The organism is Pectobacterium aquaticum (assembly GCF_003382565.3).
Classification (GTDB): Bacteria; Pseudomonadota; Gammaproteobacteria; order Enterobacterales; family Enterobacteriaceae; genus Pectobacterium; species Pectobacterium aquaticum.
Genome location: NZ_CP086253.1, coordinates 3,036,240 through 3,050,052 on the forward strand (window position 1 = coordinate 3,036,240; position 13,813 = coordinate 3,050,052).

Genomic DNA, 13,813 nt, shown 5'->3' on the forward strand with positions numbered 1-13,813 from the left:
GTATGTTAACCCCATCCAATACGCGCCATCCCGCCTGTACGGGTCGTCTGAGAAACGGGATGTTTCATATTGAAGATTGATTATTATATGTCAAGCTGGTGTTGTCGGGGCGCTAAAATCAGCGGGATTTACGCGATCAAATGCTCTCAGATACCGCATCCGTCCTATTTTCACCAGAAAATAGCGCAACGGACAGATCGGGTGAACCACAGAATAGGTTTTCTCTGTGGGTTTCAGTAAAGTAGGATAAAACCGCAACTCAGGGTGATCTATGGCACATAACCACAGCCACACAGAATCAGGTAACAGTAAACGTCTGCTGGCCGCATTTGTCATTACCGCCACGTTTATGGTGGCAGAAGTCATTGGCGGCCTGCTGTCCGGCTCCCTCGCCCTGCTGGCGGATGCAGGCCATATGTTAACGGACGCCGCCGCGCTGTTTGTCGCGCTTGTTGCCGTACGTTTCGCACAGCGCAAACCTACTGCTCGCCATACCTTTGGCTATTTGCGACTCACTACCCTCGCCGCCTTTGTGAACGCGCTGACGCTGATACTGATTACCGCCTTCATCTTCTGGGAAGCTATTCAGCGCTTCTATGATCCCCAGCCCGTCGCTGGCGTCCCTATGCTGCTTGTCGCTGTTGCCGGGTTGGTGGCAAATATCGTGGCATTTTGGCTGTTACATCATGGCAGCGAAGAGAAAAATATTAACGTCCGCGCGGCGGCCCTGCATGTGCTGGGCGATCTGCTCGGATCCGTTGGCGCGATTGCTGCTGCCATTATCATTCTTTATACCAACTGGACGCCTATCGACCCGATTCTCTCTATTTTGGTGTCATGTCTGGTGCTGCGTAGTGCGTGGGCGTTATTGAAAGAGAGCATTCACGAGTTGCTGGAAGGTACGCCGAGCCAGCTCAGCGTTGAGGTTCTACAGAAAGATCTGACGCTGAATATTCCCGAGGTTAGAAACATTCACCATGTGCATTTATGGCAGGTGGGCGAGAAACCGATGATGACGCTGCATGCACAGGTGGTTCCCCCTCACGATCACGATGCGTTGTTAAGACGTATTCAGGAATATTTACTGAAGCATTACCAGATTGAACACGCGACGGTTCAGATGGAATATCAACGCTGTGATGATGACCACTGTGATTTCCACTATCAGGAAAGTCATCATCATGAAAGCCATGATGCAGAAGGTCACCACCACAAGCATTAAATTTGGCTTACGCGCCGTGTGAAACCGTGCTGACGCGGTTTTCCTGAGCGCTCTTAATCCACAGCCAGGAGCCGTTCAGGGCAATCAGCGTCAGGATCGCATACTCTACCGCCATCGCATACACGCCCTGATAAGCAAAAATCACCACGCTTATCACATCAATCACCACCCACAGCAGCCAGTTCTCGACGTATTTGCGCGTCATCAGGATCATCGCCACAATCGACAGCACCATCATGGTGGAATCCCAGAATGGGAACGCATCTGGCTGGAGAGTCGGCATCTGCACAGACAACCCCAGCCCCTGCATACCGGAAACGGCAATACGCGTCAGCACGGCAAACACCGCGTCAATGTAGAATGTCATCAAGCCAATCGCGACAACGCACGCTACCGACCAGCCAATGAGCTTCTGCACCGGTAGCCAGCGGATGCGTAACGCCACTTCCTGCGAATCTGTCTTGCGCGTCCAGGCATACCAGCCATAAATGTTGGCGACAAAAAAGAAGATTTGCAGCAACAGGCTGGCGTAAAGCTGAATCTGGAAAAAGATCACGGCAAACAGCGTAACGTTAATCAACCCAAACAAATAGTTGATGGTTTTTTCCTGACTCGCAAACCAGATACACAGCAGGCCAAACAGCGTACCAATCGCCTCAATCCAGGAAAGCGCATATCCCCCTTCCCCCAAAGGGATATGAATTAAAATATTGCTGGTACTTAAAAAGTCCATCTCACCACCCTGTCTCAATTATTGTAAAAAAAGCTATCAAGAGGCCCAAGATCTCCGTCAGGCATTCCCTTTCACACGCAATTTTAGTGAAGCCGCAAAATCCAGCATGCGATTAAGCGGGATTAACGCACCTTCTCGCAGGGCTGCATCAATATGAATCTCGTGAGCGTCACCGCCTTGCTCCAGGCCGTTAGCAATCGCCTCAAGCCCGTTCATCGCCATCCACGGGCAGTGGGCGCAGCTGCGGCAGGTTGCCCCTTCGCCCGCGGTGGGCGCTTCCAGCAACGTTTTCTCCGGGCAGGCCTGCTGCATCTTGTAGAAAATACCGCGATCGGTCGCCACAATCAGCTCGCGCTGTGGCAGCGTTTTCGCAGCCTGAATCAGTTGGCTGGTTGACCCAACGGCATCAGCCATCTCTACCACGCTCTGCGGCGATTCGGGATGAACCAAAATTGCCGCATCGGGGTACAGCACCTTCATGCGCTGCAGCGCCTGCGTTTTAAATTCGTCATGCACAATGCAAGCGCCCTGCCAGCACAGTACATCCGCCCCTGTCTGCTTTTGTACATAGCTTCCCAGGTGACGGTCCGGTGCCCAGATAATCTTTTCTCCCAGGCTATCCAGATGCTCGATCAATTCCACCGCGATGCTGGATGTGACCACCCAATCAGCACGCGCTTTCACTGCCGCGGAGGTATTGGCATACACCACCACCGTTCGGTCCGGGTGCGCATCGCAAAAACGGCTGAACTCATCAACAGGACAACCGAGATCGAGCGAGCATTCTGCTTCCAGCGTGGGCATCAGAATCGTCTTTTCCGGGTTGAGTATCTTGGCGGTCTCTCCCATAAAGCGGACCCCCGCTACCAGCAGCGTTGATGCCGAATGGGTGCTGCCGAAACGCGCCATTTCCAGCGAATCCGCTACGCAGCCGCCGGTTTCTTCCGCCAGCGCCTGAATTTCAGGATCGGTATAGTAGTGCGCGACCATGACGGCATTTCTTTCCCGCAGCAGCGTTTTTATCCTGCTACGATAGTGCTGTTTTGCATCAGCCGATAAGGGTCTGGGCTTCGGCGGAAAGGGATAAATGGTCTCATTGCTATCAAAAAGGATACTCATTATAAACTTCCACGATGACAACTCGGGTTGTAACACCTGATACTCATTAATGATCAGTATCGACGTTTTTTATCCTAAACAAAATACCGAAAATTCGCCCTAAAGTCGCGGTATTTTTTCCATATTACCCACCATTCTGTTTACTATGCTTAAAATGGTGAGGTGGAATGCGTACGTGGCATGACTCGTAGAAAAGAGACGTAGAAGAGGGACAAAGAGAGAAATGGCATGGCCAGCCTCTATATCAGACTATATCGCGATACCCTGACCGTCAGAAACGTGGACACGAAACAAGAGGTGACGGAGCAATCAGAAACGCCTTTTACCACCACACGTTTACCGATCAGGAAATGACACAAAATTTAGCGGCGACTTGCCTTCGATCGTCAGCCGCCAATCAGACGCAGCGCTTTAGGCGAAGAAGCGATGCCAGTACAGAGAGATAGGAATAACCAAAACCAACGCAGGCAGGAAGTTAACCACCGCAAATGATTTGATCTGCGCGATCCTTAGCCCTACAGCAATCATGATAATTCCTCCACAGGCAGAAAAATCACCCATAGTGATCTCTGTCATAAAGGGCATAATCAATTTGGCGGAGAAGAATAGCAGCGTCTGGATAATAACCTGCGGTATCGCAATCGACATCACGGCAAGACCAAGCGTGATGGAAAAAATCAGCGCGGTGAAAATATCCAAAGCAGATTTGATGATCAGCAGTTGATAATCACCAGTGAGTCCTTCCGTCAACGCCCCAACCACACCGGTTCCGCTGGCACAAAACAGGACGATTAACGCGGTAAAATTCTGAGTGTAGACATCCTGCGGCAAACGGTGCTCCTGTGCAGGCAGCACGCGGTTTAATCCTTTCTGAATCATCGTACCGGCCCACTGCACACCAGACTCCATACGTAACAGTTCACCTAACGCAACGCCAATCACAATAGCCAGCGCCACCGCAGGCAGTTGCTGGACTTTCACAACCAGCGTCACCCCCATTGCAATCGACACCATCGCAAATGCTGGCGGAAGGCCATCTTGCAAACGCTGAGGGATAAAACGACGCAAAGCAATACCCAGACCACTACCAATCAAGATAGCGGCACCATTAATCAACGGACCAATCATATATCTTCCTAAACAGGGCTACACGCGTTTCCCTGTGGCAATGACTCCATCCCTGCTCGATAGAATTAGAAAACAGTTCCTGACGGGTTATATAGTTCATAGAGAGGGGCAAAGACCTAATATACCGCAAAGTCTTAACGAGTAGGGAATGATGATGGCTTTATCTCACCGATGCGACATGTGCGATATATGATTTAAAATGAGTTTATTCGAGGAAGGAAATTTACTGCCGAAGTGGTGGGTCGTGCAGGATAACTCGGCCTCCGGCCTCGCCCCTTCGGAGTCAACGCTAACGCGTCGCTGTCTCGCTTCGCTCGGCTCGAACCTGCGACCAATTGATTAAAAGTCAAGATACTTGCTATGTGAATAACGAGAGGAATAGCGATTGTATAATGTTGAATTGCTAGGAGATGGTGGGTCGTGCAGGATTCGAACCTGCGACCAATTGATTAAAAGTCAACTGCTCTACCGACTGAGCTAACGACCCGCAATGCGGAACTACTTTGATACTTAATGCTGCTATAACTGCACTTGAAATTGGTGGGTCGTGCAGGATTCGAACCTGCGACCAATTGATTAAAAGTCAACTGCTCTACCGACTGAGCTAACGACCCAATTTCATGCTGCTTTAGCGTTTTGCTATTTGCCTTGGCAACGGCGGCACATATTACTGATTTAAATTTTCGGCGCAACCTATTTTCTTAAAAAACTGTTTGATTGCTTACTCTTAAGACGTTTAGGCACAAAAACCGCTCATGATGCGCAATTTTTGTGCCAATTAAGACGGGGTTACGATGCAGATAAACGTTTTTGTGCCTGCTTTGCACTTTCCGTATTGGGGTACATTTTTACAACTTGCTGGTAAACGGCCTTGGCTTTATCAACCTGACCTTTTTCCTGCATGATCACCCCAACCTTCAGCAACGCCTCGGAACTTTTTGGTGACTTGGGATAATTTTTGACTACATTGGCGAAATAGTACGCCGCATCGTCCTTTTTCCCCTTGTTGTAATTCAACTGACCAAGCCAATAGTTAGCATTAGGTTGATACGTTGAATCTGGGTACTTTTTGACGAATGCCTGAAATGCGCTGATAGCCTGATCGTACTGTTTTTTCTCCAGCACGAGGGCGACTGCGGCATTGTAATCTGTATTCGCATCACCCGTACTGGCTGGTGCCGCCGTATTGGCAGCACCAGTATCAGTACCCGCCGCAGCGGCAGGTGCACCGTCTGTCGGCGGTGTAGAAGATGATTGCGAACTTAATCCATCAATCTGCTGATAGATCTGTTTCTGTCGTTCAACAACCTGATTCAACTGATACTGACTTTCCTGAATCTGACCACGTAGGCTGTCGATATCACGCTGATTATCAGAGAGCTGCTGTTGAAGTTGGGTTAAAAGCTGACTGTGAGCGTTAGAAATACGCTCCAATTGAGTGACGCGATCTTCGACCGAGCCTGAGCCGACATTACTGATTGGCGCTTGGGCAGTAGCGGCCCAAGGGACCGCTACGCCAACCAGTAACGACAGACCCAACAGGTGATGTCTGAAGTTACTGCTCATGCGATTCTCTTAATATACCAGAACGGCACGACGGTTTTTGGCATAAGCCGCTTCGTCATGACCGAGAACAGCTGGTTTCTCTTTACCGTAAGAAACGATAGAGATCTGATCGGAAGAAACGCCTTTACCTTGCAGGTACATTTGTACCGCGTTGGCACGACGCTCACCCAGAGCGATGTTGTATTCTGGCGTACCGCGTTCGTCCGCATGACCTTCGATAGTCACTTTGTAAGACGGGTTGCTACGCAGGAATGCAGCGTGTGCGTCCAGCATCTGAGCGAATTCAGAGCTCACATCGTACTTGTCCAGACCGAAGTAAACGATGTTGTTGCGCTGTAATTCTTGCATCTGCAAACGAGCTTGCTCAGAAGAAGACATGTTGCCGCCGTCCATCATGCCGTTGTTGCCTGCACCCATGGAAGATTGGTCATTGTCTGCGTTCTTGTTGGAGCTACAAGCGGCCACTGCCAGTACCGGCAGAGCCAACATCAGGCCTTTCAGCACTTTATTGAATTGCATTTCTTATGTCCTTTGACGAGTTTATTGTACATATCTGTACTTATAGATACGGCGACCAGGCAGGGAATTTAACCTGTCCATCAGTAGCCGGAAGACGCGCTTTGAAACGCCCATCTGTCGAAACCAACTGTAGCACTGAACCCAGCCCTTGTTTGGAACTGTAGATCACCATCGTGCCATTCGGTGCGATACTTGGCGTTTCGTCTAGGAACGTGTCCGTCAATACTTGTACGGCACCCGTTACCAGATCCAGTTTGGAAATATGCTGAGCTCCACCATTCGAGCTCACCGTTACCAAAAATTTCCCGTCGGCGCTCACATCTGAGTCCTGATTCTGAGAACCTTCCCAGGTCAGACGCTGTGGCGCGCCGCCGTTAGCATTCACTTTATAAACCTGCGGACGACCAGCCTGGTCTGAAGTATAGGCCAAGGTCTGGCTGTCTGGGAACCAGGTTGGTTCCGTGTTATTGCTGCGACCATCGGTCACCTGGCTGATTTGCCCAGATCCCAGATTCATCACATACAGATTCAAGCTACCACTCTTAGACAGTGCGAACGCTAACTTGCTGCCATCAGGAGAGAAAGAAGGCGCACCGTTGTGACGCGGGAAGGAAGCAACCTGACGGATTGCACCATTTGCCAGTGTCTGAATAACCAACGCAGAACGGCCACTTTCAAACGTTACATAGGCCAGCTTGCTGCCGTCTGCGGACCAGGCCGGAGACATCAGCGGCTGTGGTGAGCGGTGAACCACAAATTGGTTGTAGCCGTCATAATCCGCAACGCGCAGTTCATAAGGGAACTGACCACCGTTAGTCTGAACGACGTAAGCGATACGGGTACGGAACGCCCCTTTGATACCACTCAGTTTCTCAAACACTTCATCACTGGCTGTGTGCGCCGCATAGCGCAACCACTGCTTGGTCACTTTGAACTGATTCTGCGCTAATACGTTGCCCGGGTTACCCGAAGTATCGACGAGTTGGTAAGAAACCAGATAGCTGCCATCAGCACTTGGTTGAACCTGACCAACCACAACCGCATCGATGCCCAATGCCGTCCATGCTGCTGGCGTCACTTCAGATGCCGTTGCAGGTTGCTGAGGCATACGGTTTGCATCGATCGGGTTGAATTTTCCGCTGTTACGCAAGTCAGCACCCACGATGCCGCCTACGTCTTCAGGCGCAGCGCCCGGGCCAGCCCATTTGAACGGAACAACACCGATAGGACGTGCAGAGTCTACCCCTTGGGTAATCTCAATACGTACTTCCGCGTGCAGCGCCGCTGCCCACAGCATTAAAAAGCTTACTGCAATTTTCAGTACTTGCTTCATCTCATCTCCCTTATCCAGACGCGAAGTCTACGATAAATTAGCAGAATTTTAACAAAAACAAACCAATGTCAACAAAACAACATAACCTGGTTTATTTACCATCGTAATAATCTTAAACCTATGGGTAAACAGCCCGGTTACTGCGGTTTAAAGTCTATTGGCGCATTTTTAAAAGCCTCATAAACATCCGTACTGGGTGGCTTCGGTATTCTAGCCTGTTTGGCAGCCGCAATAGCCGCCTGGCATAACGCCGGATCGCCGCCTTCAGCAGTGACATCAATCAGCAGACCATCTGGCGCCAGCTTAATCCGTAACGTACAGGTACGCCCTTTGTAGAGCTGCCAGTCATAAAACTTGCTCTGAATGGCTGAACGCACCTGACTACCATAGCTATCAAGCGCTGCACCTGATGCACCGCTCTTCTTATTGTTACCTGTGCCCGCAGGCGCACCGCCACCAGACTTCGGCGCATTTTTCGATGAAGCCAACCCGCCCAGCAAATCATCAACGGCACTTTCCTGCTTAGCCGCTTCTGCGGCCGCTTTCTTTTTATCCTCAGCGGCTTTCTTAGCTGCTGCGGCTGCTTCTGCTTTCTTCGCTGCTTCAGCGTCAGCTTTTTGCTTAGCCGCCTCAGCTGCTGCTTTTTGTTTAGCTTGTTCAGCCTCTGCGGCTGCCTTTGCAGCTTCTGCTTTAGCGGTTTCTGCTGCCTTCTGCTTAGCGGCTTCAGCGGCTTTTTCTTTAGCCTCTTCTTCCGCCTGCTTCTTAGCCGCAGCGGCTGCAGCGGCCTGTTTCTTCGCTTCGTCTTCCGCTTTCTTTTTAGCGTCTGCCGCCGCTTTCGCCTGCTGTTCAGCTTCAGCCTTCGCTTTTGCTGCTGCAGCTTCGGCTTGCTTCTGCTGTTCTTTTGCCTGCTGAGCCGCTGCTTCAGACTGCTTACGCTGTTCAGCCTGTTCCTGAGCCTGCTTTTTCGCCTCTTCCTGCGCTTGCAGACGCTCTTTTTCCAACTCTTTCAGCCGCTGCTGTTCAGCCACTTGCTTCTGCTGGAGTTCTTCGGCCTGCCGTTCAGCTTGCTTCTGACGCAGCTGTTCAGAACGTTTCGCATCGGTCTGCTGCTGCTGTTGGCGGTTATATTGCTCCACCACTGCGCTCGGATCGACCATTACAGCATCAATTGACGAGCCTCCGCCGCCCCCGCTGGCATCCATCGTTTGCGTCGACGAACTCCAGAGCAGCAAAGCAATCAGTATGATGTGCAAAACAGCCGAGATGATCACGGCACGTTTCAGCTTATCGTTTTGTTGGTTTGCCTTTAACACAAGCGATTCCCAAAAACAGTGTTGCCAGAAATAGGCTTAACGATCATTACCGTAATACGCTCATTTAAATCGGTTGCGTCATCAAACCAACGGATTTTACGCCAGCCTGATGCAACAAATTCAACGCTTTAATGATCTCATCATAAGGAACATCCTTCGCGCCACCAATTAAAAAGACCGTCTTTGGATTAGCTAACAGTCGTGATTGCGCTTCAGCAACCACCTGTTCTGCTGGGAGTTGCTCAATACGGTTTTGTTCAATCACCAGGCTATATTGTCCTATGCCCGAAACCTCTACGATCACGGGCGGATTATCGTTGCTGGAGACCGTTTTTGAGTCGGTCGCATCAGGCAGATCCACCTCAACGCTCTGCGTAATAATCGGTGCTGTCGCCATAAAAATCAGCAGCAGCACCAACAACACATCCAGTAGCGGAACAATGTTGATCTCGGATTTCAGCTCACGACGGCCTCTGCGTACTCGTGCCATGCTCCCCCCTGATTACTTGCTGTTGTCGCTGGAGAACGCCTGACGGTGCAGGATCGCGATAAACTCTTCCGTAAAGTTGTCGTAGTTCTGCTCCAGTTTGCCCACCCGCTGGTTAAGGCGGTTATACGCCATAACCGCAGGAATAGCTGCAAACAACCCTATTGCAGTTGCAATCAAGGCTTCAGCAATACCAGGAGCAACCATTTGTAAGGTTGCCTGCTTCACTGCGCCCAGCGCGATGAAAGCGTGCATAATTCCCCAAACAGTACCGAACAGACCGATATACGGGCTGATAGAACCCACGGTGCCCAAAAATGGAATGTGTGTTTCCAGCGTTTCCAATTCACGGTTCATTGAAATGCGCATTGCACGAGACGCCCCTTCCACCACCGCTTCGGGCGCATGACTGTTGACACGATGCAACCGTGCAAATTCTTTGAAACCTGAATGGAAGATTTGTTCAGTGCCCGTCAGGCTATCGCGGCGAGTCTGACTTTCCTGATAGAGGCGCGACAGTTCGATACCCGACCAAAATTTGTCCTCGAACGCCTCAGTCTCACGCGTCGCCGAGTTCAGAATTCGGGTACGTTGAATAATGATCGCCCAAGAAGCGATAGAAAAACAGATTAAAATCAGCATGATTAGTTTGACCAGAAGGCTTGCCTTCAGGAACAAATCAAAAACGTTCATGTCAGTCACTGCTTGAACTCCGCGACAATAGACTTAGGAAGCGCAATTGGCTTCATTTGATGTGGATCGATGCATGCGATCAAAACTTCAGCATGGCTTAGCAGGATGCCATGAGCATTGAGAATACGCTGTGCGAAAGTCAGAGAAGCACCGCGCATCGAGATAATCTCACTTTGCACTTCCAGCATGTCGTCGAGGCGCGCAGGAGCAAGATACTCCACCGTCATCCGACGAACAGCAAACGCGATATGCTCACTTAGCAAAGCTTGCTGGTGAAAGTTGCGCTCACGCAACGCCTCAGTCCTTGCCCTTTCATAAAAGGCAACATAGCGTGCATGGTAGACAACGCCACCTGCATCAGTGTCTTCAAAGTAGACTCGAACTGGCCAGCGAAACAACGAATTACTCACTCTACATCCCAGTAATGCATTAAACCTCGCTACTATACGCAAGAGGAATCAGGTTTGGAATGGATTGTGGCAACGGAAAGAAAATAATTATGGGCTGCAAGCAACCCATAACTAAATGGAATAGGAGGCTATTTTAACCGAAGAAATAGTACAATCCTGCGCACAGGATCACAAAGGCGGGAAGTGGGGCGAAAAACACGCGCCAGAGCAGACGATGTGGACGGAAACCAACGCCATGAACAACGCCAGCACAAACGGCCCAAATTAGCAGCAGCCCCTGCCAAACAGCGAGTTCGCTAGTTCGCGCCGCAAAGCGCGTCGGATCCCAGAACACACAACCAGCCAGCAGCAACGCTACGATAAGGGAAAGAGCCCTTATCGGGCTCTTATCCATCAGGCGATAAAATTTATCGACCAGATCACTCATTGCTTATCTTCTTCAGTTGCCTCACTCTGCTCAATAGCCAGGGCCGTGATGATCCCCAGTGAGCAAGCAAGAAGCGTTCCGAGTATCCAGGCAAAATACCACATAAATTAAGCTCCTTACTTAGTACATAGAGTGAGTGTTTTGCTCAATCTGCTCTTTGGTAATGCGACCGAACATCTTGTAGTAACACCATGCGGTATAAGACAGCACGATAGGAACGAAAATCATCGCAACCACTGTCATGACTTTCAGCGTCAGCAGACTCGATGTCGCATCCCATACCGTCAAGCTGACGTTAGGCACAGTCACTGACGGCATGATGAACGGGAACATAGCGATCCCTGCGGTCAGAATCACACAAGCGATAGTCAGAGAAGAGAACAGGAATGCCCATGCTCCTTTCTCTGCGCGCGCCATAAGGGTAGTCAGCACTGGCAGCACTACGCCCAGAGCAGGGATAGCCCACAATACCGGATGGTTATTGAAGTTGATCAGCCAGGCACCCGCTTGATGAACGACTTCTTTACGCAACGGGTTAGACTCAGCCGCGGTGTTAATCGCAGACGTCACCACATAACCATCAATACCGTAAACGACCCATACGCCAGCCAAAGCAAACGCCACCATCATCACCAACGCGGAAATCTGCGCAGCGGATTTGGAACGCACGTGCAGGTCGCCCGTGGTCCGCATCATCAGGTAGGTTGCACCCTGAGTCAGGATCATCGTCAGACTGACGACACCCGCCAACAAGCCAAATGGGTTCAGCAGTTGGAAGAAGTTTCCGGTGTAGTACAGACGCAGATATTCATCGACGTGGAATGGTACGCCCTGCAGCAGGTTGCCAAATGCCACACCAATCACCACCGGTGGGACAAAACTACCGATGAAGATGCCCCAGTCCCACATGCCACGCCAGCGCGGATCTTCGATTTTTGAACGGTAGTCGAAGCCGACAGGACGGAAGAACAGTGAGGCCAGCACCAGAATCATGGCAATGTAGAAACCAGAGAACGCGGCGGCATAAACCATCGGCCAGGCAGCAAACAGCGCGCCACCAGCGGTGATCAGCCAGACCTGGTTACCGTCCCAGTGCGGCGCAATACTGTTAATCATGACGCGACGCTCGGTATCGCCACGTCCCATCAGACGCACCAGAATGCCCACGCCCATGTCAAAACCATCAGTGATAGCGAAGCCAATCAGCAAAATACCGATCAACAGCCACCAGATAAAACGTAAGACTTCATATTCAAACATAGTGGACTCCTGTTTACCGTGCTTCCTGCGCAGCCGCTATAGGTTGTTCAAAATGGTAGCGCCCTGTTCTCAGGCTACTTGGCCCCAGACGTGCGAATTTGAACATCAGATACATTTCTGCAACCAGGAAGAGCGTATACAGACCACAGATCAGCCCCATGGAGAACAGAATATCCCCTGCAGTCAGTGATGACGTCGCAACGGCTGTCGGCAGAATCTCACCGATAGCCCAAGGCTGACGGCCGTATTCAGCCACAAACCAGCCGGCTTCGATAGCAATCCACGGCAGCGGAATACCGTACAACGCCGTACGGAGCAGCCAACGTTTTTGACCAATTTTGTTGCGCAGAACGGTCCAGAAAGACAGGCCGATGATCAACAGCATGAGAATGCCGCAGCCCACCATGATACGGAAAGAGAAGTACAGCGGCGCAACACGTGGGATAGAATCTTTAACCGCCTGTTGAATCTGCGTTTCTGTCGCATCAGAGACTTTCGGCGTATAGCGTTTCAGCAACAGGCCATAGCCCAGATCTTGCTTAGACTTTTCGAACGCTTCTTTTACCGCCGGGTCAGTATTGCCCGCGCGTAATTCTTCCAGCAACTGGTAAGCCTTCATACCATTGCGAATACGCACTTCATGCATCACCAGCAGTTCTTTCAGACCGGTAACTTCTTTATCAGTAGAACGCGTGGCAATGATTCCCAAGGCATAAGGAATCTTGATGTCATAGTTATTTTCCATCGTATCCTGATTCGGGATGCCGATCAGCGTAAAGGATGCCGGAGCAGGTTGTGTTTCCCATTCGGCTTCAATCGCTGCCAGTTTGGTTTTCTGTACGTCACCCATTTCATAACCAGATTCATCACCCAGTACAATAACGGACAGGACAGAAGCCATACCGAAACTTGCTGCGATAGCGAATGAACGCTTGGCAAACGCAATGTCACGGCCTTTCAGCAGATAGTAAGAACTGACACCCAGAATGAACATCGCACCCGTACAGTAACCTGCCGCTACCGTGTGAACGAATTTCACCTGAGCAACAGGATTCAGTACCAGATCGGCGAAACTTACCATTTCCATACGCATAGTTTCGAAATTGAAATCCGAAGCGATGGGGTTCTGCATCCAGCCATTGGCAACAAGAATCCACAGAGCGGAGAAGTTAGAGCCCAGCGCGACTAGCCAGGTCACAGCCATATGCTGCACCTTTCCTAAGCGGTCCCAGCCGAAGAAGAATAAGCCAACAAAGGTCGATTCCAGAAAGAACGCCATCAGGCCTTCAATCGCTAACGGCGCGCCGAAAATATCCCCGACGTAGTGAGAGAAGTATGACCAGTTAGTCCCGAATTGAAACTCCATGGTCAATCCAGTAGCGACCCCCAGAGCGAAGTTAATTGCGAATAACTTGCCCCAGAATTTGGTCATATCTTTATAGATTTGTTTGCCGGACAGCACATATACCGTTTCCATAATCGCCAGCAAGAACGCCATCCCGAGCGTTAATGGTACGAATAGAAAATGGTACATTGCGGTTAAGGCAAACTGTAAACGTGACAGTTCGACTACATCAAACATTTTGACTCCTTGCTCCTCGCA

Annotated in this window: 15 protein-coding genes, 2 tRNA genes and 1 other RNA gene; 1 reads left to right on the top strand and 17 read right to left on the bottom strand. The window is 50.5% G+C overall.

All coding sequences use genetic code 11. The features are described from left to right. Positions 1–271: 271 nt before the first annotated feature. Positions 272–1,222, top strand: a complete 951-nt coding sequence (zitB, locus tag DMB82_RS14090) for a CDF family zinc transporter ZitB (protein ID WP_116162699.1) — start codon at positions 272–274, stop codon at positions 1,220–1,222. 7 nt (positions 1,223–1,229) lie between these two features. On the opposite strand, the gene pnuC is transcribed toward zitB, so the two are convergent. From pnuC to cydA, 17 genes are all read right to left on the bottom strand, one after another. Then, positions 1,230–1,955 (bottom strand): nicotinamide riboside transporter PnuC, encoded by a 726-nt coding sequence (gene pnuC / locus DMB82_RS14095; protein WP_116162697.1) that lies wholly within the window; start codon positions 1,953–1,955, stop codon positions 1,230–1,232. 57 nt (positions 1,956–2,012) lie between these two features. After that, complete coding sequence (gene nadA / locus DMB82_RS14100) at positions 2,013–3,074, bottom strand: quinolinate synthase NadA (protein ID WP_102116643.1); 1,062 nt, start codon at positions 3,072–3,074, stop codon at positions 2,013–2,015. A gap of 411 nt (positions 3,075–3,485) precedes the next feature. Continuing rightward, positions 3,486–4,202, bottom strand: coding sequence for a DUF554 domain-containing protein (locus DMB82_RS14105; protein ID WP_102116644.1), 717 nt, complete (start codon positions 4,200–4,202; stop codon positions 3,486–3,488). Between the two features lie 235 nt (positions 4,203–4,437). After that, positions 4,438–4,573, bottom strand: a non-coding RNA gene (locus tag DMB82_RS14110) — RtT sRNA. Positions 4,574–4,613: 40 nt separating this feature from the next. Further along, positions 4,614–4,689, bottom strand: a tRNA-Lys gene (locus DMB82_RS14115). 51 nt (positions 4,690–4,740) lie between these two features. Next, a tRNA-Lys gene (locus DMB82_RS14120) sits at positions 4,741–4,816 on the bottom strand. A 175-nt stretch (positions 4,817–4,991) separates the two neighbouring features. Next, entirely contained in the window at positions 4,992–5,768 is a 777-nt protein-coding gene (gene cpoB, locus DMB82_RS14125; RefSeq protein ID WP_102116645.1) for a cell division protein CpoB, read from the bottom strand. 9 nt (positions 5,769–5,777) lie between these two features. Then, on the bottom strand, positions 5,778–6,287 hold the full coding sequence (gene pal / locus DMB82_RS14130; protein ID WP_010299226.1) for a peptidoglycan-associated lipoprotein Pal: 510 nt from the start codon (positions 6,285–6,287) through the stop codon (positions 5,778–5,780). Between the two features lie 40 nt (positions 6,288–6,327). Beyond that, entirely contained in the window at positions 6,328–7,620 is a 1,293-nt protein-coding gene (gene tolB, locus DMB82_RS14135) for a Tol-Pal system beta propeller repeat protein TolB (protein WP_102116646.1), read from the bottom strand. A 137-nt stretch (positions 7,621–7,757) separates the two neighbouring features. Next, positions 7,758–8,933: a cell envelope integrity protein TolA gene (gene tolA, locus DMB82_RS14140; RefSeq protein WP_102116647.1), complete on the bottom strand. Its 1,176-nt coding sequence runs from the start codon at positions 8,931–8,933 to the stop codon at positions 7,758–7,760. Between the two features lie 64 nt (positions 8,934–8,997). Continuing rightward, positions 8,998–9,423, bottom strand: coding sequence for a colicin uptake protein TolR (tolR, locus tag DMB82_RS14145; RefSeq protein ID WP_102116648.1), 426 nt, complete (start codon positions 9,421–9,423; stop codon positions 8,998–9,000). Positions 9,424–9,435: 12 nt separating this feature from the next. Further along, a complete protein-coding gene (gene tolQ, locus DMB82_RS14150; protein WP_102116649.1) occupies positions 9,436–10,122 on the bottom strand; it encodes a Tol-Pal system protein TolQ in 687 nt (228 codons plus the stop codon). Next, positions 10,119–10,523: a tol-pal system-associated acyl-CoA thioesterase gene (gene ybgC / locus DMB82_RS14155; protein ID WP_102116650.1), complete on the bottom strand. Its 405-nt coding sequence runs from the start codon at positions 10,521–10,523 to the stop codon at positions 10,119–10,121. The genes tolQ and ybgC overlap by 4 nt, the downstream gene beginning before the upstream one ends. A 133-nt stretch (positions 10,524–10,656) precedes the next feature. Next, positions 10,657–10,950, bottom strand: coding sequence for a cyd operon protein YbgE (gene ybgE, locus DMB82_RS14160; RefSeq protein ID WP_102116651.1), 294 nt, complete (start codon positions 10,948–10,950; stop codon positions 10,657–10,659). Further along, a complete protein-coding gene (cydX, locus tag DMB82_RS14165; protein ID WP_102116652.1) occupies positions 10,947–11,054 on the bottom strand; it encodes a cytochrome bd-I oxidase subunit CydX in 108 nt (35 codons plus the stop codon). Before cydX ends, ybgE begins: the two co-directional genes overlap by 4 nt. 16 nt (positions 11,055–11,070) lie before the next feature. Continuing rightward, complete coding sequence (gene cydB / locus DMB82_RS14170; RefSeq protein WP_103860243.1) at positions 11,071–12,210, bottom strand: cytochrome d ubiquinol oxidase subunit II; 1,140 nt, start codon at positions 12,208–12,210, stop codon at positions 11,071–11,073. 13 nt (positions 12,211–12,223) lie between these two features. After that, positions 12,224–13,792, bottom strand: coding sequence for a cytochrome ubiquinol oxidase subunit I (gene cydA, locus DMB82_RS14175; protein WP_116162695.1), 1,569 nt, complete (start codon positions 13,790–13,792; stop codon positions 12,224–12,226). Positions 13,793–13,813 lie beyond the last annotated feature (21 nt).